This window comes from Gracilibacillus sp. YIM 98692 (genome assembly GCF_010993965.1).
Taxonomy (GTDB): domain Bacteria; phylum Bacillota; class Bacilli; order Bacillales; family Amphibacillaceae; genus Gracilibacillus.
Genome location: NZ_WIXM01000002.1, coordinates 421,475 through 442,903, shown reverse-complemented (window position 1 = coordinate 442,903; position 21,429 = coordinate 421,475). Strand labels below are relative to the sequence as shown.

At 35.8% G+C, this 21,429-nt stretch carries 19 protein-coding genes; 2 read left to right on the top strand and 17 right to left on the bottom strand.

The window, feature by feature from the left end; all coding sequences use genetic code 11:
- Positions 1 to 47 precede the first annotated feature (47 nt).
- Together acnA and GHD00_RS04380 are read right to left on the bottom strand one after the other, a co-directional pair.
- The gene (gene acnA / locus GHD00_RS04385; protein WP_163536883.1) at positions 48 to 2,750 is read right to left on the bottom strand and encodes an aconitate hydratase AcnA; all 2,703 of its coding nucleotides are present in this window, start codon (positions 2,748 to 2,750) and stop codon (positions 48 to 50) included.
- A 165-nt stretch (positions 2,751 to 2,915) separates the two neighbouring features.
- Complete coding sequence (locus GHD00_RS04380; protein WP_240468586.1) at positions 2,916 to 4,013, bottom strand: ATP-binding protein; 1,098 nt, start codon at positions 4,011 to 4,013, stop codon at positions 2,916 to 2,918.
- 208 nt (positions 4,014 to 4,221) lie between these two features.
- Between GHD00_RS04380 and GHD00_RS04375 the strand changes: the two genes are divergently transcribed.
- The gene (locus GHD00_RS04375) at positions 4,222 to 4,701 is read left to right on the top strand and encodes a DUF2621 family protein (RefSeq protein WP_163536882.1); all 480 of its coding nucleotides are present in this window, start codon (positions 4,222 to 4,224) and stop codon (positions 4,699 to 4,701) included.
- 26 nt (positions 4,702 to 4,727) lie between these two features.
- On the opposite strand, the gene GHD00_RS04370 is transcribed toward GHD00_RS04375, so the two are convergent.
- The 7 genes from GHD00_RS04370 to GHD00_RS04340 all read right to left on the bottom strand — a co-directional run bounded on the left by GHD00_RS04370 (position 4,728) and on the right by GHD00_RS04340 (position 10,017).
- Positions 4,728 to 5,195: a CcdC family protein gene (locus tag GHD00_RS04370; RefSeq protein ID WP_163536881.1), complete on the bottom strand. Its 468-nt coding sequence runs from the start codon at positions 5,193 to 5,195 to the stop codon at positions 4,728 to 4,730.
- Between the two features lie 34 nt (positions 5,196 to 5,229).
- Positions 5,230 to 5,655 carry a Na(+)/H(+) antiporter subunit B gene (locus GHD00_RS04365; RefSeq protein WP_163536880.1) on the bottom strand — a complete coding sequence of 142 codons (426 nt, stop codon included), beginning with the start codon at positions 5,653 to 5,655 and terminating at the stop codon, positions 5,230 to 5,232.
- 46 nt (positions 5,656 to 5,701) lie between these two features.
- On the bottom strand, positions 5,702 to 6,406 hold the full coding sequence (locus GHD00_RS04360) for a cytochrome c biogenesis CcdA family protein (protein ID WP_163536879.1): 705 nt from the start codon (positions 6,404 to 6,406) through the stop codon (positions 5,702 to 5,704).
- A 100-nt stretch (positions 6,407 to 6,506) separates the two neighbouring features.
- Positions 6,507 to 6,731 (bottom strand): YneF family protein, encoded by a 225-nt coding sequence (locus GHD00_RS04355; RefSeq protein ID WP_163536878.1) that lies wholly within the window; start codon positions 6,729 to 6,731, stop codon positions 6,507 to 6,509.
- A gap of 138 nt (positions 6,732 to 6,869) precedes the next feature.
- Positions 6,870 to 8,870 carry a transketolase gene (gene tkt, locus GHD00_RS04350; protein ID WP_163536877.1) on the bottom strand — a complete coding sequence of 667 codons (2,001 nt, stop codon included), beginning with the start codon at positions 8,868 to 8,870 and terminating at the stop codon, positions 6,870 to 6,872.
- A 187-nt stretch (positions 8,871 to 9,057) separates the two neighbouring features.
- Complete coding sequence (locus tag GHD00_RS04345) at positions 9,058 to 9,282, bottom strand: DUF896 domain-containing protein (RefSeq protein WP_163536876.1); 225 nt, start codon at positions 9,280 to 9,282, stop codon at positions 9,058 to 9,060.
- Between the two features lie 66 nt (positions 9,283 to 9,348).
- Positions 9,349 to 10,017, bottom strand: coding sequence for a YneB family resolvase-like protein (locus GHD00_RS04340; RefSeq protein WP_163536875.1), 669 nt, complete (start codon positions 10,015 to 10,017; stop codon positions 9,349 to 9,351).
- A 269-nt stretch (positions 10,018 to 10,286) separates the two neighbouring features.
- On the opposite strand from GHD00_RS04340, the gene lexA reads away from it, so the two are divergent.
- A complete protein-coding gene (lexA, locus tag GHD00_RS04335) occupies positions 10,287 to 10,907 on the top strand; it encodes a transcriptional repressor LexA (RefSeq protein WP_163536874.1) in 621 nt (206 codons plus the stop codon).
- Between the two features lie 130 nt (positions 10,908 to 11,037).
- Here lexA and glnA read toward each other — a convergent pair whose 3' ends face one another.
- The 8 genes from glnA to mutS all read right to left on the bottom strand — a co-directional run bounded on the left by glnA (position 11,038) and on the right by mutS (position 21,305).
- A complete protein-coding gene (gene glnA, locus GHD00_RS04330) occupies positions 11,038 to 12,369 on the bottom strand; it encodes a type I glutamate--ammonia ligase (protein WP_163536873.1) in 1,332 nt (443 codons plus the stop codon).
- 20 nt (positions 12,370 to 12,389) lie between these two features.
- On the bottom strand, positions 12,390 to 12,785 hold the full coding sequence (locus GHD00_RS04325) for a MerR family transcriptional regulator (protein WP_163536872.1): 396 nt from the start codon (positions 12,783 to 12,785) through the stop codon (positions 12,390 to 12,392).
- Positions 12,786 to 12,875: 90 nt separating this feature from the next.
- Positions 12,876 to 14,102, bottom strand: a complete 1,227-nt coding sequence (locus GHD00_RS04320; protein WP_163536871.1) for a methionine gamma-lyase family protein — start codon at positions 14,100 to 14,102, stop codon at positions 12,876 to 12,878.
- Positions 14,102 to 15,352, bottom strand: coding sequence for a GTPase HflX (hflX, locus tag GHD00_RS04315; protein WP_163536870.1), 1,251 nt, complete (start codon positions 15,350 to 15,352; stop codon positions 14,102 to 14,104). The genes GHD00_RS04320 and hflX overlap by 1 nt, the downstream gene beginning before the upstream one ends.
- Before the next feature lie 255 nt (positions 15,353 to 15,607).
- A complete protein-coding gene (gene hfq / locus GHD00_RS04310) occupies positions 15,608 to 15,832 on the bottom strand; it encodes an RNA chaperone Hfq (RefSeq protein ID WP_163536869.1) in 225 nt (74 codons plus the stop codon).
- A gap of 44 nt (positions 15,833 to 15,876) precedes the next feature.
- Positions 15,877 to 16,803, bottom strand: a complete 927-nt coding sequence (miaA, locus tag GHD00_RS04305) for a tRNA (adenosine(37)-N6)-dimethylallyltransferase MiaA (RefSeq protein ID WP_163536868.1) — start codon at positions 16,801 to 16,803, stop codon at positions 15,877 to 15,879.
- A gap of 42 nt (positions 16,804 to 16,845) precedes the next feature.
- Complete coding sequence (gene mutL / locus GHD00_RS04300; RefSeq protein ID WP_163536867.1) at positions 16,846 to 18,705, bottom strand: DNA mismatch repair endonuclease MutL; 1,860 nt, start codon at positions 18,703 to 18,705, stop codon at positions 16,846 to 16,848.
- A 5-nt stretch (positions 18,706 to 18,710) separates the two neighbouring features.
- On the bottom strand, positions 18,711 to 21,305 hold the full coding sequence (gene mutS / locus GHD00_RS04295) for a DNA mismatch repair protein MutS (RefSeq protein ID WP_163536866.1): 2,595 nt from the start codon (positions 21,303 to 21,305) through the stop codon (positions 18,711 to 18,713).
- Between the last annotated feature and the right edge of the window lie 124 nt (positions 21,306 to 21,429).

Sequence of the window (21,429 nt, the reverse complement as noted above, 5' to 3'; positions counted from 1 at the left end):
GCGTTAAAAAAGGTAGCCTGTAATAAGGCTACCCTTTAATTGAAAGCTTACGCTAATTTGTTACGTAATACCATTTGGAGAATACCACCATGACGGTAGTAATCTACTTCAACATCACTGTCAAAACGTGCAGTGACTTCAAACTCTGTTTTATTACCATCTTCATCAGTAGCAGTTACTTTTACTGAGTCATGTGGTTTAACCGATTCATCAATTTCTACTTCAAATGATTCTTTACCAGTTAATCCAAGAGAATCTGCACTATCTCCATCTTTAAACTGTAACGGAAGTACTCCCATCATAACAAGGTTGGAACGGTGGATACGCTCATAGCTTTGAGCAATGACCGTTTTAATGCCTAAAAGGTTTGTACCTTTTGCTGCCCAGTCACGAGAGCTTCCCATCCCATAGTCATTTCCTGCTAACACAACTAAACCAGTACCATCTTCCTGATATTTCATTGCAGCATCATAAATAGGCATTACATCACCAGTTGGCCAGTAAGTTGTAAATCCGCCTTCAGTTCCTGGTGCAAGCTGGTTTTTAATACGAATATTTGCAAATGTACCTCGCATCATGACTTCATGGTTACCACGACGAGAACCATAAGAGTTAAAATTTCGAGGAGATACGCTTTTGTCTTGCAAGTATTTACCAGCAGGCATATCTTTTGCAATCGCACCGGCTGGAGAAATGTGGTCTGTTGTAACAGAATCACCAAATTTACCAATCGCACGAAGACCAGCTAGTGTTTCCACTTCACCGGCATCTTTTGAAAGTCCTTCAAAGAATGGAGGATTTTGAATATAAGTCGATTCACTATCCCACTTGTACAATGGCTCATCTGTTGTTTCAATTTCGTTCCATTTTTCGTTAGATTCAAATACGTTTTCGTATTCTTTGCGGAAGATTTCAGGAGTTACAACCTTTTCTACTGATGCACGAACTTCGTCCATTGTTGGCCAAATATCATCAAAGTAAACATTGTTACCATCTTTATCCTGGCCAATAGGGTCATTCTTAAGGTCGATATCTACTGTACCCGCTAATGCATATGCCACAACTAATGGAGGTGAAGCCAAGTAATTAGCTTTTACTAACGGGTGAATACGACCTTCAAAGTTACGGTTACCGGATAACACAGAAGATACTGTTAAGTCATTATCCGCAATAGCTTTTTCGATTTCTTCTCGAAGTGGACCGGAGTTACCGATACATGTCGTACAACCGTAACCAACAAGGTTAAAGCCTAGCTCTCCTAAATATTCCATTAAGCCTGCGTTCTCTAAATAGCTAGTAACTACTTTAGAACCAGGAGCTAGTGATGTTTTGACATAACCCGGCACTTCTAATCCTTTCTCAACAGCATTTTTCGCGAGTAAACCAGCACCAAGCATAACATAAGGGTTAGATGTATTGGTACAAGATGTAATAGCAGCAATCGCTAAAGCACCTGTTTCCATAACAGACTTCTTACCGTTTGGATGGTTTACTTCTACTTTTTTGTTAAATTCGGATTTATCTAGACCAAGTCCTTGCGTACCTGCTGGAGCAGTTACTGCTTCATTGAAAGATTCTTTCATTTTAGATAATGGAATTAAATCCTGAGGACGTTTAGGCCCAGATAAATTTGGTTCTAATTCTGATAAATTAATTTCCACTAAGTCCGTAAACTCCGGGTCTGGCTGATCTGAAGAATACCATAAGTTATTTTCTTTACAATATTTCTCTACTAATGCAATATGCTCTTCATTTCTACCAGTAAGGCGTAAGTAATTTAATGCTTCGTCATCTACTGGGAAGAAACCACATGTTGCACCATATTCTGGCGCCATGTTTGAGATGGTTGCACGATCAGCAAGTGGCATATCTTTTAAACCCGGTCCAAAATATTCTACAAATTTGCCAACTACTTTTTTCTCACGTAATACTTGTGTTACTTTTAATGCTAAGTCTGTTGCAGTTGTTCCATTCGGGAAACTGCCAGTAAACTTCACCCCGATTACTTCAGGTTGAGGCAAATAAGATGGTTGACCAAGCATACCAGCTTCAGCTTCAATACCTCCAACACCCCAACCTAATACACCCAGACCATTGATCATAGTTGTGTGGGAATCTGTTCCAAATAACGTATCTGGGAATGCATCAACTTCCCCATTTTCATTGTCAATTGCATGTACTACATTTGCGATGTACTCAAGGTTTACTTGGTGTACGATACCAGTTGCAGGTGGCACAGCTCGATAGTTATCAAATGCTTTCTGTGCCCAATGCAAAAATTCATATCTTTCTGCATTTCGCTCAAATTCCAGTTCCATATTCGCTTGAAGTGCATCTTTCGTTCCGTATTCATCAACCTGTACAGAATGGTCAATAACTAAATCAACTGGCACCTCTGGGTTAATACTGTCAGGTGAACCACCCATATCTACCATCGCTTTTCTTAGTGAAGCAAGGTCTACTACAGCTGGCACCCCGGTAAAGTCCTGTAAAATAACACGAGATGGTTTAAATGGTACATCTTCTCCAGATTCTTTACCCCAGTTTACTAAACTTTTTACATGTTCATCCTTAATAACATGTCCATCATGTTGACGAATTAGCGATTCTAATAACACACGAATCGAAAAAGGTAGACGGTCAATTTTACCTAGTCCTGCATCTTCTAATGCTTTTAATTGGTAAAAGTTATACTTTTTGCCATTCAGATCAAATTGCTTTTTTGCATTAAATGCGCTTTGATTTGTCATCCTGCTTCGTTACCCCCTTCAAAGATAAAAAATGAATCTTTTTTCTATTAAAATACTATGTAAATAGTACATACAGTACTATTTTAAATGAAATCGGTTTATAAGTAAAATGTTTCAACTGAAAAATTTCGAGTTTTTCCTACATTGCTTTCAGTCGATTGATAGTCATGAAGAATGTATAGGAAGGTAGATACTAAATGTACTGCCCTCCCCTTCTTCTGATTGAATATTCAAATGCCCATGATGATTTTCGATGATTTGGTTAGAAATCATTAATCCTAATCCTGTCCCATTTTTCTTTGTTGTAAAAAAAGGTTCTTTTAATTTATGGATTACATGCTTCGGAATACCAGGACCTTGATCAATGATAGATACGATACACCAGGAATGATTCCTTTCTAATTTAATAATAATTTCTCCACCATCTGACATTTCTTCAATTGCATTTTTAATAAGATTAATAAATACTTGCTTTACCTGTGATTTATCACAATATACTTCCGTGTTATCATCCATTTGAAAATTTAAATCAATATTATATAAGTTCGCTTGTGTTTTTAATAATGTTATAACGTCATTCAACATCTCTTGAACATTTTCTTCTTTTTTCTCATCTGTCATTGGTTTCGAAATAAATAATAACTCAGATGTCATCGTATTAATTTTTTCTATCTCATCAATCATAATCTTATAGTATTCTTCTTTACTGCTAATGCCAGCCTGTAACAATTGAACAAAACCTTTTAAAGAAGTTAAAGGATTTCTTATCTCATGTGCAATACCTGCTGCCAATTGACCAGCTATCGACATTTTCTCAGATCGGATAAGCATTTCTTCTGCTTGTTTCTTATCTGAAATATCTCTGGCAATCGCTAGAATCCGCTTTTTACCATCCGGCCATTCAACAGTAAATAGAACTGTTTCAAAAATAATATACTTCCCGATTTGATTTCGAATATGTAAATAATACTTCTGTGCATTACGTTGTTCCAAGTTAAAATAGTTTTTTAGATAATCTTGATCTTCTGGTAAGATGTAACGCCATGCATATTTTCCTGTTAATTGTTCCTTGCCATAGCCAAGAATACGCTCTACAGATTTAGATATATATTCCATACGACCGTATAAATCAATTATAGTAATTAGATCAAAGCCATTATTCTCAATTAAATGTAACATATAGTCAGGAAAATTAGAAAGGTTCATTTCCTTTTTTAGATTTTCATAAGTTATGTTATTATTTGATTCCGTTTGATTCAACAAATCCTTCCCCCCTACTGCCTTTATTTAACTCTCAATTTTAAAAAAGCGTCTAATCATGCTATAATATCAACGATCTAGTAAATTATATGTGAAAAATGTAATATGATGCCTAGAAAATGATTCATTGCTATATTACTATACTTTTCAGAAAATTAAAATGTTCTTGAATAGTAATAATCATTTATCTTCAAAATGGTAGGTGAAACTTATGTCGTTTGAATTTGCAATATTTATTGTCATATGGACTTTTGTCCTAGCTGGTCTAATGGCGATCGGCGGTTATTTTATGTTTCGGAAATTTTTAAAAAGTCTCCCGAAAAATGATGGAAAATCAGATCTTGATTGGGAAAAATATTATATCAGTAAATCCAAACATTTATGGAAACAGCCAGAAAAAGATTTATTAGAAGAGCTAGTGTCTCCGGTACCAGAACTGTTTCGAGATGTTGCTAGGCAAAAGATCGCAAGCAAAATTGGGAAAATCGCTCTACAAAATAATGCAACTTCCATCACACAGGAAACGCTTATTCAAGGGTATATATTAGCAACTCCAAAAAGAGATCATAAATTTTTACGAAAGAAATTACAAGAAAAAAATATAGATATTTCTTTGTACGAAGATTTGTTCCAATACGCCCCTAGCGAGTACAGTAATAAAAAATACGCTGCCAAAAACACAAAACAGTAAAGTAAACGTGTTGGCAGCGTATTTTTCTATATATGTAACGACTTTTTTGTTTTATAGTATTTGATCAAAAGCATAACTCTCCAGTTTAGAATCATCCCAAATGCTAGTAAAAAAAACACTCCTGCTGTTTCTCCTAGGCTTATCATACTTCCAAACACCACTTTCAGCGAAATGCGAATAATAAGGAGACTGATAAATATGAATAGAAACAATTTAGTTGGAACGATATAAATGCACTTATCTTTGACTTCAAATCTTGTTGCTTTAAGAAGTAACAGTGAAAATAAGGCCCCTAATAATAAAGATTCAAATGCTTGGGGCCAAGGTATACGGAATATAGGAAAAGCAAACATTAGTGCTCCTGAACTCATAAAAATGGGAGGTAAAATTATTTTTTTTAAGTTAGTTGGCTTCTTTGATTGTTTAAGCCGGAAAATGATCATAAAGACAGCCATTATTATTGCGAATAAAGTACTTAATACGATCCACCACATTATATCATCTCATTTCCAGGATGCGCATGTTTACTTATCTATCTTCTGAAATAGAGAGTATTATAGTTAGTGTAACGCCAATAACGGTAAGGTAAACACCTACATCAAATAACAACGCTGTTGCTAACTCTGTCTTCCCCAATATAGGAAGATAAAAATAATCAAATGTCTGACTTAAAAAAGGTTGACCAAAAACAAATGAACCAACACCTGTCAAAACAGCTACAAGCAACCCAATAGAGATTAGACTTCGATAATTAATAGGTAATACTTTGTTAACTGCTTCATATCCATATGCCATATACATCAGTAAAATAGCAGCAGATGTCATTAATCCACCAATAAAACCACCACCTGGAGCATTATGTCCTGCTAGAAATAAGTAGACAGAAAATCCAAACAAAATAAACGCAATTAAAACAGTCATTGTGCGTAAAATTAAATCATTACTTTTCACCATTTATTACTACCCTCCATGTTCAACAATAGTTTCTTCTCATTTTTACTTAAAATCCCTTAAAATTGAAAAAGGTGGCTAAGTATGAGGTTAGCTTTGTCATGAGGTCAAAAAATAAGAAAAAGCCCATAAAAACCATGACATAGCCGCCTATTTTCACAAGTTTCTGCGAATTTCTTTTAATCCAATTCATTTTCCCAATAAAGAACGCTAAAATAATAAAAGGCACCGAAAAGCCAAGTGCATAGCCACTCATTAATAAAACGCCTGCTTCCGTATCGGTAGCAGCAAGTGAAATGACAGCCATTAATATAGGTCCAGTGCAAGGAGTCCAGCCCAATGAAAAAGCCATTCCAATGAAAAAGGACCCTAAAAAGCCTGCTGGACGATTTTTTAATTGAACTTTCTTTTCTTTTTGTAAGAATGAAAAATTAAACACACCGATAATGACAAGTCCAAAGAAAATGATCAGTATAGCCCCCACCTGTCTGATCAGATCGTCCCATCGAAATAAAAATTCTCCAATAAAGCTTGTGGCAAAGCCTAATAATATAAATATACTCGAGAAACCGATTAAGAAACAGGTTGTATGTATAATACTTTTATAATTAAACATGCCTTGCTCTTCTTTAATTTCGCTTACACTCATTCCAGTTATATAGGATAAAAAAGCTGGGTAGAGCGGCAGTACACATGGGGAGATAAAGGATAAGAAACCGGCTCCGAAGGCTATAAAAAAGTTCAATTCTGACATGGTGGTCACTCCAACATAATGTAATCTCTCTAATAATATGATAAAACCCTTGCTTTTGGATAGCAAGGATTCTATTTCGACAATTATGTTACAATACGTGTTATTTATTATCCATTTGATTATTCATCGCACGCATCATTTGTTTGATTTTTTTCTGCGATGGCTTTTGTCCCATCTGCATCATCATTGTTCTTAACATTTGTTCATTAATTGGTGGGTTTTTCTTTAAATAATTCATCATATACTTTCTCGCGATAAAAAAACCAAGTGCTACACCTATTAATAATGCAGCAACCGCGATCAGTATGACCCATAGTGTACCCATACTAACCCTTCCTCCTTCATTCTGTCTCTCGTATAGTATAGTAAAAGTCCTTCTATAATACAAGCAGTTGTCCTTTATTTATAAAAGAAAATCCTTAGCATGGCTAAGGATTTTCTTTAAAAATGTCTACATAAAAATTTAGAATAATTCGTTCACATGTTTAACTACATTATCTACTGTGAAACCATACTCTTCTACAATCTTTCCACCATTTCCAGAAGCACCAAAGCTATCGATAGCAAGAACAGATCCTTCGATACCTACGTAACGCTCCCAGCCTAAGGAAGAAGCCATCTCAATACCTAAGCGCTTGGTTACACTTCTAGGCAGTACAGATTCTTTATATGATGCATCTTGTGCATCAAAGCGATCCCACGATGGAATACTTACAACACTTACATCTTTACCTTGTTCTTTTAGTTCCGCTTGTGCTTTAACAGCCAGTTGAACTTCAGAACCTGTAGCAATTAAAATCGCATCAGGTGTTTCTTTAGAAGCTGGACTAACTACGTAGCCGCCTTTTTTCACACCTTCGTATGCTTTTTCAGCTGTTCCTTCAAGAGTTGGAAGGCCTTGACGTGTTAAAACAAGTGCAGTTGGTTGAGATGTAGACTCTATTGCTAAACGCCAAGCTGCTTGTACTTCATTTCCATCTGCCGGACGAATTACAGAAAGATTTGGCATTGCTCTAAATGCAGCCAATTGTTCTACTGGTTCGTGTGTTGGACCATCTTCACCTACAGCAATGGAATCATGTGTTAATACATAAGTTACAGGCGCATTTTGAATAGCAGACAATCTTACAGCAGGACGCAAGTAATCGCTGAATACGAAGAATGTTCCGCCAAATACTTTAAGTCCGCCGTGAAGCGCCATACCATTAAGTGCAGCTGCCATTGCGAATTCACGTACACCGAACCAAATGTTGCGTTGCTCTGGTGACTCGCTAGAGAAGTCTCCGAAGTCTTTTAAGTTTGTTTTATTAGAACCAGCAAGGTCTGCACTTCCACCAAATAATGTTGGAACAGATTTAGCAAGAGCATTTAGTACTTCTCCGGAAGAAGCACGTGTTGCTAATTCATCTTTTCCTGCTTCAAATGTTGGAAGGTCTGCGTCCCATTTTTCAGGCAGTTCACCTTTAATAGCACTATCTAATTCATTACCCAATTCTGGATAGGCATTTTTATAAGATTCAAACAATTCATTCCATTTTTGTTCCTTTTCTTGTCCATCTTTTACGATTTTTGTTTCAAAGTCCTGATAAACTTCTTCTGGTACATGGAATGGCTCATGTTCCCATTCATAAAATTCCTTCGTTAACGTCACTTCATCTTCACCTAGTGGTGCACCATGTGATGCAGCAGATGCAGATTTATTAGGTGAACCGTAACCAATAACTGTTTTCACTTCGATAAGTGTTGGTTGTTCTGTGTTTGCTTTTGCTTCCTCAAGAGCTTTTGAGATAGCTTCTGTGTCATTTCCATCTTCCACACGAATAACTTGCCATCCATAAGCCTTAAAGCGACCTTCTACATCTTCAGAAAATGATTTGTTTAAATCACCATCTAATGAAATGTCGTTAGAATCATACAATGCTATAAGCTTACCCAATTTTAGGTGACCAGCAAGAGAAGCTGATTCATGAGAAATCCCTTCCATGAGATCTCCATCACTTACAATGGCAAAAGTATAATGGTCAACAACGTTAAAGTCATCTTTATTATATTTTGCAGATAGATGTTTTTCAGCCATTGCTTTACCAACACTCATTGCAATCCCTTGGCCTAATGGACCAGTCGTTGCTTCCACACCATCAGTATGGTGTACTTCTGGGTGTCCAGGTGTTTTAGAATCTAATTGACGAAACTCTTTCAAGTCATCAATGGTTACATTATAGCCAGACAAGTGTAATAGGCTGTATAACAACATAGATCCATGGCCAGCAGATAGAACAAAACGATCACGGTTAAACCACTTAGAGCTTTTTGGATTGTGATCCATATACTTTGTCCACAATGTATACGCCATTGGAGCAGCACCCATCGGTAACCCCGGGTGACCAGAATTTGCTTTTTCAATTGCGTCTATAGACAACGTACGAATCGTGTTTATAGACAATTGTTCTGTTTGATTTGACATAATTCTATTCTTTCTCCTTTCGATATACAATATATGTACGCACATTTATAATCCTATAACGAAATTCAATATTAGACAAGTATCTCATATTAAAAAAGAGCATATTTTCAATATTTTTATGGATAAAGCATGTTTGAACGGAGTTAAAGCACCTTCAGAAGATGGATTTGCTTCTGAAGGCAATCGTTTATTTTTTTTGTTTCAGTTTTTTTAATTTTTCAGGCGTAACGTCGTTCCCATTCGGATCAACAACGGTCATGCCTTTCATGTGGTTTTTAAAAGATTTTCTTACATTTTTTAGATAAGCTTCTCTCAGTTCTTGTTGTTCTTTTTGCTCTTCCTTACTTAATCCTTCTTTTTTTGACTTGTTAGCCAGTTCGTTGATACGAGCTATCTTTTCCTTAGAAAGCATTGAAACGCTCCCCTCTATTTTAAGATCAATAAAAAAGAGGCATACATTCTATTTGTATACCTCACTTTATTTTATCTCATCATTTTGATTCAATTCAAGTGATTCGCTCTCTTTATATCGACGATGTACCGTTGCTTTTGATACTTGATAGCCCATCCCTCTTAAAATGGACGCAATTTCTTTAAACGTTAATTTATTATCTCGTAACCTTTTCACTTCTTCAATAGGGAAATCTTTTCTTTCTCTTCCTCTTGCTAAATGCTGGTTTGATAAATTATTCGCTGGATTATACCCATCTTTTACAGCTTTTTTCATTCCTCTTTTTATTTTGGCATTATGCAGTTTTCTTTGATACTCTTCTACAATCGATACAATTTGTAAGACCATAGAGTCTCCTTCAGATAATTGTAACTGGCCATTTTGCGATAAAGTATATATTTGAACATCTAATTTAGATAATTGATGCAGCAAAGCAATTTTGGTGTTACCGCGACCTAGTCGTGTTTCATCTTGTATTAATAAAATGTTTGCTTTCTGTGTTTCAAAAGCCTCTAGCATTTGGAAAACACCGTTACGCTCAATATCATATCCGCTTTGCTTTTCTTGAATTACCTCTATTACATTAAAGTCGTAAAGAGCCGCAAAACTTTCAAGTTCTTGCTGTTGCCTGCTTAAAGAAGTCTCTTGTTCTTCTTTTTCGGTACTAACTCGGCAATATATAACCACGTCTTTCATCGTATTCCTTCTCTCTTTCTACATGATACTAATCATTGAAACATATACAAATATAATAGCAGAAATAAAAGAAAACAAATAAAAAAGATCTACTTTTGATAGATTTTTCAACATGTTAAAACCTCCACAGAACTTTTGTTCCCATTTCTATTGTTTATTATACTCGAACATTCGTTCTTGTCAACCTTATATTCGAACGAATGTTTGTAGATTCTTTCCATATGTGCTATAATGCCTGTAATAAAACATACGCTGAAGGAGATAAAATCATGACAAATCTATCAAAAAGGCAAGTAGAAATTTTGGAGTATATTAAGGAACAGGTAGAGCTAAAAGGATACCCGCCATCCGTAAGAGAAATTGGACAAGCAGTTGGATTAGCATCAAGTTCAACTGTGCACGGACACTTAGCAAGGCTCGAAAAAAAAGGATATATTCGCCGAGATCCAACAAAACCAAGAGCAATTGAAGTACTTCCACAAGATGGTGAAATTGAAATTCCTAAAACAGAAGCCGCCTATGCCCCTGTGATAGGTAAGGTAACAGCTGGTTTACCTATTACGGCTGTAGAGAATATTGAGGAATATATTCCAATTCCTAGCACTGATGTACATTCTGATGAACAGCTATTTGTTTTAGTTATTGATGGAGATAGTATGATTGAAGCAGGAATTCTGCATGGAGACAAAGTCATTGTAAAACAACAAAATACGGCTCAAAATGGAGATATTGTTGTTGCTATGACGGAGGATGATGAAGCAACAGTAAAAAGATTTTTTAAAGAAAAAGACCATATTCGATTGCAACCTGAAAATGCGACAATGGATGCATTAATATATGATAATGTCAGCATTTTAGGAAAAGTTGTCGGTTTATACCGAAACGTTTAAGTTTACTTTTGGTATAAGCTATCCTACATAACTCTATGGAACTCCTAAACATAGCATAGTAAAAACTTTTTTTGATCGGTTCATATAAAGAAAAGTCCCTTGATCATAACAATCAAGGGACTTTTCTTTATTAATATGCTTGAATATACTGTTCTCTTTCCCAAGGATGAACTTGTGTACGGAACATATCCCATTCAATTTCTTTTGATTCAATGAAATGTTCGAACAAGTGCTCACCTAAAGCTTCCACAATTACTTCATCATTTTTTAAGTATTCTAATGCATCTGAAAGAGTTGCTGGTAAATCTTTGACACCATTAGCTTCTCTTTCTTCTTTGTCCATAATGTAGATGTTACGATCTACTGCTTTTGGAGCCTCTAATTGGTTTTCAATACCATCTAATCCAGATGCTAATAGTACAGATAGTGCTAGATAAGGGTTTGCAGCTGGGTCTACACTACGTACTTCAACACGGGTACTTAATCCACGGGAAGCGGGTACACGGATCAATGGACTACGGTTAGATCCAGACCATGCCACATAGCAAGGTGCCTCATAACCAGGAACTAAACGTTTAAATGAATTAACTGTTGGATTTGTTACTGCAGTAAATGAAAGCGCATGTTTAATAGTACCTGCAATAAATTGATATGCAGTTTCACTTAACTGTAGTGGGCCATTTTCATCTAGGAAAGTATTTGTTTTCCCTTTGAATAATGACATATTACAGTGCATACCAGAACCGTTTACACCAAATAATGGTTTTGGCATAAATGTTGCATGCAGACCGTGCTTACGTGCAATTGTTTTAACCACTAATTTAAATGTTTGAATATCATCTGCATGTTTTACAGCATCAGAGTATTTAAAGTCAATTTCATGCTGACCTGGAGCAACTTCGTGGTGAGAAGCTTCAATTTCAAAGCCCATCTCTTCTAATTCTAACACAATGTCTCGGCGGCAATTCTCACCTAAATCGGTTGGTGCAAGGTCAAAATAACCACCTTTATCATTTAATTCTAAGGATGGCTCGCCTTTTTCGTCTAGTTTAAATAAGAAAAATTCAGGCTCTGTACCAATATTAAACGCTGTAAAACCAAGCTCTTCAGCCCTTTTTAAATTGCGTTTTAAGTTATAACGAGGGCAACCTTCAAACGGTGTGCCATCTGTATTGTATATATCACAAATAAAACGAGCTACTTTACCTTTTTCAGAAGTCCAAGGGAATACAACAAAAGTGTCTAAGTCTGGGTAAAGCTTCATGTCAGATTCTTCGATACGTACAAAACCTTCGATAGAAGAACCATCAAATACCATCTGATTGTCTAAAGCTTTGTCTAACTGACTTAATGGAATTTCTACGTTTTTAATTGTACCAAGTAAATCTGTGAATTGTAAGCGGATGAATTTTACGTCCTCTTCTTGAATTCTCTGTTTGATTTCTTCTTTTGTTAATCCCATTATCAACTCTCCTTTTTTTATTAATGGAAGAATCGTGATAATTCTCCCTGCCTTAACGAAGTTTTGCCTAACCTACCTGCGTCGAGAAGCTCCTTATGAAGGATTTTACGCAATTCTTTCTCCGTCAACTCTGGCTTTTTCTGTTCATCATTTGATTGATTTGTCTTCGGCAATTCTTGCATATGTAATACTTGTTTAATCCCTGCAAGGTTAAGCCCTTTTTCAATCAAATCTTTGATTTCCAAAAGCCTGTCCACATCATTGAAAGAAAATAAGCGCTGGTTGCCTTCTGTTCTTGATGGGTGTACAAGATCATGCTGTTCATAGTATCGTATTTGTCTTGCTGTCAAACCAGTTAGAGATTTAACGATTCCAATGGAAAACAAGGGCATTGAACGTCTTTCAAAATCGCTCATCTACTCACCCCTCTCTTACATTCCATACATACATTATACACGAAGTATATTAGTTGTCAACTTGTGTAAGAATTCCTCACATAAAGATTTCTAGAGTTTTGAAGGTTCTTTTAACTGCTTTGATGCCTCGATTACTGCATTTTTGACATGTGAATAGGTTAACCCACCTTGAACAAATGCTGTATAAGGTTCTCTTATTGGCCCATCTGCTGTTAACTCTAAACTAGCTCCTTGAATAAAGGTGCCTGCAGCCATAATTACATCACTCGTATATCCTGGCATTGGAGCAGGATAGGGTGTCACATGTGAATTAATTGGTGACTGCTTTTGAATGGTTTGACAGAACCTCACCATTTGTTCTGCTGTATCAAAAGTAACTGACTGAATTAAATCTGTTCTTTTACTTTGATAGTGAGGGGTAGTTTGAAAACCAAGTTTGGTTAGATAAGCAGATGTGAATATGGCCCCCTTCAAAGCTTGGCTTACAATGTGCGGTGCCATAAAAAACCCTTGATACATTTCTTGCAGCATTCCTATACTTGCCCCAACTTCCTTTCCGATACCAGGTGCTGTTAAGCGATAAGAAGCTTTCTTTATTAAATTAGCATTCCCTACAATATAGCCACCTATTCTTACAATTCCACCACCAGGATTTTTAATCAAAGAACCGGCCATGAGATCTGCCCCGATATCAGTAGGTTCTATTGTTTCAACAAACTCTCCGTAACAATTATCAATAAAAATAATACCGTTATAACCCCAAGACCGTATTCGTTCAATGATTTCTTTTATTGACATCACATCGATAGAAGGTCTATCATCATATCCTTTTGAGCGCTGAATAGCTATTACCTTGGTTTTACTGGAAAGCATATGTTTAACAGCAGACATGTCCACATTTCCTTCTTTTAAGGGAACATGTTGATATGTAATACCTAGGTCTGTTAATGACCCTGGAACATTTTTGTTTGCTCCAATTACTTGCTCCAATGTATCGTATGGTTTCCCTGTGATATACAGCAATTCATCGTTCGGCCTAAGTACACCAAACAAAGCTGTGGAAATCGCATGAGTACCGGATACTAATTGTGGCCGAACTAATGCATCTTCTGTTCCAAAAACAGCAGCATACACAGATTCTAGTTTATCCCGACCAAAATCATCGTATCCGTATCCAGTTGTCGGATGAAAATCACTATCTGCTACTTGATGCTTTTGAAAAGCATGTAATACTTTCTGTTGGTTCATGAATTCTATTTCATCAATCTGTTTAAAAATTGGTTTCAGTTGTTCTTCGATGATATCTGTCATTTCCATTACATACTATACTCCTTTACTTGCTTCATTACTGGATGCTCAGGATCCACATAGCCTTCTACCTTATATCCTAACTGTGATTCATTATAAGTATAATGCGTTACTAAGGAATGCTGCTTCATAAAAACCAATTCATGACTTAATGACTCAGGTAAAAAGCATTGATAAGGTTGCCAAATTTCTTTAATCAAGCTTTCTATCTTTTCTTTTACTATATTGATGTCCAGGTCATTTTTTGCACTCATCAATAGATAAGGGTGTGAATCTGGTACAAACTGTTCCTGATTAATTAAATCTTTTTTATTATATAAAAATAACGCAGGAATTTGATTTGCATTTAAATCGTTTAATAAGTTTTTTACGGTTCGTTCGTGATCCTCCATATTCGGTGCTGATACATCTGTGACATGCAAAATGATATCAGCATCCTTCACCTCTTCTAATGTAGATCTAAATGCGGCAATTAATTCGGTTGGTAAATCTTGAATAAACCCTACAGTGTCTGTAATAATAACTTCTAAACCTGAGGGTAAATATAATTTCCTTGTAAGTGGATCTAATGTTGCAAACAATTTATCTTCATTTAATGTATTGCTTTTAGCCAAGCTGTTGAAAATGGTTGATTTGCCTGCATTTGTATAACCGACAAGGGCAATTTGAAACATTGTATTTCTGCGCCTTTTTTCTCGATATTGCTCTCGTTGATTAACCACTTGTGTTAATCTTTTTTTAATGTCATCCATCCGTCGTTGAATATGACGCCGGTCCGTTTCCAGTTTCGTTTCACCAGGACCTCTAGTTCCAATACCTCCCCCTAACCGGGATAATTCAGAGCCTTGTCCATGCAAGCGAGGCAGCATATAAGCATATTGTGCTAATTCTACTTGCAGCTTACCTTCTTTCGTTCTGGCGCGAGCAGCAAAAATGTCTAATATCAGCTGACTTCTATCTATTACACGGATATCAAGAAATTCTTGCAGGTTGCGAATTTGACCTCCCGTTAATTCTTCATTTGCAATAATTAATTCTACATTTGCCTTTCTTATCATTTCTGCAATTTCACTTAACTTTCCCTCTCCTAAATAATATGCTTGATGGGGATTTGACCTATTTTGAATGACAGTTTTCACTACTCGGCCATTTGCTGTCTCTACTAATGCTTGCAATTCCTCTAATGAATACTTAAACCTATTTTTATCAGCGGTATTTGTATGAACTGCTATTAGTAATACATTCTCGATTGTGCCCACCTACTTTTCTTGTTTTCTTCTCATAGCATGAACTGACAGCAACATTTCATGTATCAAATTTATCACAGTGAACAATCTTCCGTACCCCAACTTCAAGACTTAGAATAATGACAAAAGTATAAGTGGGGGATAACGGACGCTAGCACCCTGATAAGTTTCGCTAACCATCAGTGGGGTGTTAAGAAACCCCTCACTGATGGAAGTCTCACTTTATATTCACATAAAAATGGCGCTATATCAATAGCGCCAACTCATCTATTCTTTATCCAATGTAACATTTTTAGATGGTACAAATGTGGAAATGGCATGTTTAAAAATTAATTGTTGTTTTCCGTCCGAATCTAATAAAACGGTAAAATTATCAAATGCTTTTACCACACCTCTTAATTGAAAACCATTTGTTAAAAAAATGGTAGAAGGAATGCGTTCTTTTCTTAATTGATTCAAATACTGATCTTGAATATTGACATTTTGAGACATCGTGTATCCTCCTCTTTTTTCTCTATAAGAGTAATATTCTATTTTTATTGTAAGAATCCTTCTAAATCAGTCAAAATATTTTTAAAAGTCTTATCTTTCGTTTCAGGTAAAATGGGATACCAGTGTACCGGCATTTTGTTTCGAAACCATGTATACTGTCTCTTGGCAAAACGACGTGAATTACGCTTAAGTAACTCAATTGAATCTGCTAAGCTTTGATTACCTTGAAGATACTCGATTACCTCTTTGTATCCAATTCCTCTCATCGATTGATGATTAGCTAAGCCTTGTTGGAATAGCCTTTCTACTTCCTCTATAAGCCCTTCATTTATCATCTGATCTACACGTTCGTTAATGCGTCTATATAGAATCGTTCTGTCCATTTCTAGACCAACAATATAGGAATCATACAACGCTGTACTTTGCTGTGCTTGATGCTCAGTCATTGTTTTTCCTGTTCGTTCATATACTTCTAAAGCTCGAATCAGCCTTCTTTTATTGTTAGGATGCACTTTTTCTGCTTGGTTTGGATCAATTGATTTCAATCTTTGATAAACGGATTCAATGCCGGCTCGTTCTATTTCTTCTTCAATTTTTGACCGATAAACTTCACTGCTACCTTCATCCGCAAACTGATAATCAAACAGAATGGCTTGTATATATAGTCCGGTTCCACCTGCTATAACTGGTAATTTTCCTCTTAGTTGAATATCTTTCATAATTTGACGGACAATATTTTGGAATTCTGCTACTGAAAATGACTCATGAGGTTCTAATAAATCGATCATATGATGAGGAACCCCTTGTTTTTCCGTTTCTGTAACTTTAGCTGTTCCAATATCCAACCCTTTGAATACTTGCATAGAGTCTCCACTAATTACTTCACCGTTAAACCTCTTCGCAATTTCAATACTTAACGCGGTTTTTCCTACTGCTGTCGGTCCTACTACAGCTACAACTTTATTTTTCATGTACATCCCTTCTATCCGCATTGATTCCTTTTTATTCCATCCCTACATAACACGTTTAAACATCTTTTCCATCTCGTACTTTGTGAATTGTATAATAATCGGTCTTCCGTGCGGACATGTAAATGGATCTGCACACTCTCTTAAATCCGTTAATAATTTTTCCATATCCTTTATATTTAAATAATGATTGGCTTTAATAGATCTCTTACAAGACATTAAAATCGCTACTTCTTCACGCAGTTTATGAATATTAATCTGTTTATCTTTAATTAATTGATTTACGATATCACGAAGAACATCTTCTTCTTCTCCTTTTGGAAACCAATTTGGATGGGAACGAACCACATACGTACTTGCTCCAAATGGTTCTAAGAAAAGACCTACCTTCTGTAACTCTTCCTTGTATTCCTCGATGATCAATGCTTCCTGATGAGTAAAGTCAAAGGTGAGCGGTACAAGTAAATCTTGTACTTGACTTTCCACTTTCCCTATCTTTTCTCGAAAAAATTCATATTTAACTCTTTCTTGTGCTGCATGTTGATCAATAATAAATAAACCTTCATCGTTTTGCGCTAAGATATAAGTACCATGATGCTGACCAATTGGGTATAATGGCGGAACACGATTATGATGTGGAATATCAGTTGTCGTTTCCTCATCTGTTGGAACTAATCCCTCTTCGTGATCAAGCTGTTGTTCCATTTGCTTTTTCTCTTGATTATTCTTAATATGTTGTGGTTCTGTTTCTTTTATATAATTTGATTCAGGTAATTTTAATTCTTTTAATGCCGATTTGTTTTGATCTATTTCTCTTGGAATGGTAGACCTAGAAATATCAATACTTGTTTGTGTTAAATCTAACTCGTTTTGTACAGTTGTTTCTTTTTTCTTATTTGTTTGAGATCCAGACGGAATGAGTGTTTCCTGTTGCAATGCCTTTTTTATCATTTCCTCTACTGCTTGATATAACTCTCTCTCCTTACTAAACCGTACCTCTAGTTTCGTTGGATGAACATTCACATCAATTAAAATAGGATCCATCTCAACCCTTAAAACGACAATTGGCTGACGTCCAATTGGAAGTAACGTATGAAAACCATTAGTGATTGCTTTTGCTAACGCGATACTCTTAATAAAACGACCATTCACAATCGTAGTCATATAATTTCTAGTAGCTCGATTTATTTCAGGTTTTGCAATATATCCTTCGATCTTATAATCAAGTGTTTGCGTCTTAACTGGTATCATTTTTTTGGCTGCAGACATACCGTAGACAGAAGCTGCTATTTGCAATAAATCGCCTTTGCCAGAAGTTTTAAAGATCCTTTTTTCATTATGCCAGAGCTCAAATCGAATATTCGGATGAGAGAATGCCATTCTATTGACAATATCCGTGATATGTCCTAATTCAGTATGGACGGTTTTCATATATTTTAAACGAGCAGGTGTATTATAAAATAAGTCATTCACGATGATTTCAGTTCCTTTCCTAGCATCACCGCGAGACTCTTCTATAATCGTACCACCTTCTAACTCTAGAATTGTTCCAGCTTCCTCGCCTGTTGAAGTTTTGACTTGTAACCGGCTTACCGCAGCAATACTCGCCAGAGCTTCTCCCCTGAAGCCTAGAGTATGAACATGAAACAAATCACTTTCATTTGAAATTTTACTTGTTGCATGTCGTAAAAAGGCCTTTTTACATTGATCTCTTGGTATTCCAATACCGTCATCTGTTATCTTTATAGATTGCAGCCCAGCCTCAACCACTTCAATTTTAATAGTACTACTCTTTGCATCTACACTATTCTCGACCAATTCCTTTACAACGGAGGCAGGTCTTTCTACTACTTCACCTGCTGCTATCTTATTGGCTAAGTAATCAGGTAGTTCGATGATTTTCATCTGACTCATCCTTTTACTCGTTTCACTTTTTTCTGTAAATCATATAATTGATTCATCGCTTCCATTGGTGTCATTTCCAATAAATTCAAACCTTTTAAAGATTTTAATGCTGCCGTATCATTTGAATTCAGCTCTTGTTTCTTCTCTTTTCTTTCTGTAAAAAATGTCATTTGCTCCATTACATCGGCTTTTTCACTTTCTTGAACTTTTTCTGTGTTTTCTTCTCCTTTTTCCTCAAGCTTATCCAAGATAACTTGTGCTCTATTAATGAGGGGATCAGGTAAACCAGCTAATTTTGCAACGTGAATCCCGTAGCTTTCATCTGCTGCACCTTCATGAATTTGATGAAGAAAGACAACACGCCCATCAATCTCTTCCGCCTTCACATGAATGTTTTTCATCGCTTGCAATGAAGTTTCCAGACTCGTCAATTCATGATAATGAGTAGAGAATAAAGTCTTAGCCTGAACATGATCATGAAGATATTCAATAATAGCTTGTGCCAAGGCCATTCCATCGTAAGTACTTGTACCTCTGCCAATCTCATCTAAAAGAATAAGACTTTTATTGGTTGCATGCTGTATCGCATGGTTCGCTTCTAACATTTCCACCATGAAAGTACTCTGACCCGAAACTAAATCATCGGCAGCTCCAATTCGCGTGAAAATCTGATCAAAGATTGGCAAATGGGCAGATTTTGCAGGAACAAAACAGCCTACTTGTGCCATTAATATGGTAAGAGCTAATTGACGCATATAAGTACTTTTACCAGACATATTAGGACCAGTAATCAGTAGTAAATGTTTTTCTTCTTCCAGATTTATATCATTTGGAACAAATGATTCTGTTTTCATCACTTTTTCCACAACAGGATGACGGCTTTCTAGTAAACTAATTTGTTGTTTTTCTGAGAAATGCGGTCGGACATAATCATTTTCTTCACTAATAGAAGCAAAGCTTTGTAAAACATCTAATTCACTAATTATCTCAGCTAGTTTCTGCAATGCTGGAATAAAAGCTTTTACTTGGTCACGAATTTCTAAAAATAATTGATATTCAAGTTCGACACTTTTTTCTTCTGCTTCTAAAATCATACTTTCTTTTTCTTTAAGTTCATTCGTGATAAATCTTTCAGCATTTGCTAAGGTTTGTTTCCGTTCATACCTGCCATCGGGGATAAGATGTAAATTAGCCCGTGTTACTTCTATATAATAGCCAAATACTTTATTAAAACCAATTTTCAGAGATTTTATATGGGTTTCTTCTTTTTCTTTTTGTTCTAGTGCAGCGATCCAGTGTTTCCCGTTTCGTGATGCATCGCGATATTGATCCAATTGTTGATTATAACCGTCTTTTAAAATATTACCTTCTGTAATAGAAAAAGGAGGGTCTCCAGCAATACTGTTATCAAGTAAGTGATACAACTCAGGTAATGGGTTAATTTTGTCAGCTAAAGATTGTAAGGCTTCATTATCGAATTGTTTTAATAAGGTAATAATGTCAGGCACTTTCATTAAAGATCTTTTGAGCTGCATGAGATCCCGAGCATTAACATTACCAAAAGAAACCCTTCCAGATAAACGCTCAATATCATAGATAGATTGAAGAGCCTCACGAATTTCTTCTCGCTCCATGAACTGATCATAAAAACCTTCTACAAGATTTAATCTTGTTTCAATAATGGATCTAGTTAATAACGGCCGTTCTAACCATTTTTTAAGCTTCCTAGCCCCCATTGCTGTTACAGTTCTATCGATCACCCATAATAAGCTTCCGAATTTTTCATTCCTCATCATAGAAGAAGTAATTTCTAAATTCTTCTTAGAATACATGTCAAGAGACATATATTCTTTCAACTCAATAAGCTGTGCTTTTTTCAAATGTTCAAATGCTCGCTTTTGTGTTTGATATAAATAGCTGTACAATTTAATACAGCTATTTTGAAGGGCCTTATCTGTTATATTCTCTGAGAGATGATACATATGGTCTGGTAACTGCCAACCTTTATTATATGTAACCGTGACTTGCATCTTACTTTTCAAATCTACTACAAATGATTCTTTTAAATGCTCGTCTACAATAATCTCTTTAATTGGTCGGTTAATTAATTCACTAAGCACAGCATTCCAGCCTTGTGATATCTCCATGACAAAAGTTTCCCCTGTTGACATATCAGTATAAGCAAAGGAAAAGTGTGTTTCATCTATTTGATCAATGACCGCCAAATAATTATTTTCTTTATCATCTAACATGTTCCCTTCCATCACGGTACCTGGTGTTATCAGTTGAACTACTTCACGTCTTACAACACCTTTTGCTGCTTTTGGGTCTTCTACTTGCTCACAAATAGCTACTTTATAACCTTTATCAATCAATGCTTTAATGTAGCTTTCTGAAGAATGAAAGGGCACACCGCACATTGGTATCCTTTCGTCACCACCGCCATCACGGCTGGTTAATGTTATTTCCAACTCAATTGCTGCTTTTTTCGCATCATCAAAGAACATTTCATAGAAATCTCCTAAACGAAAAAATAAAAAGCAATCTTTATATTCAGCTTTTATATTCAAATATTGCTGTATCATCGGTGTATAACCCATTCTATATCCCCCAACGTTCTTTTAAATTCAACCTTCATTATAGCACAGTAACAAATGGATAATAAAGAAAACATACCAAATGACAAGCTGATTTTAAGCAGTTTTGAGTAAAGATAAAATAAAC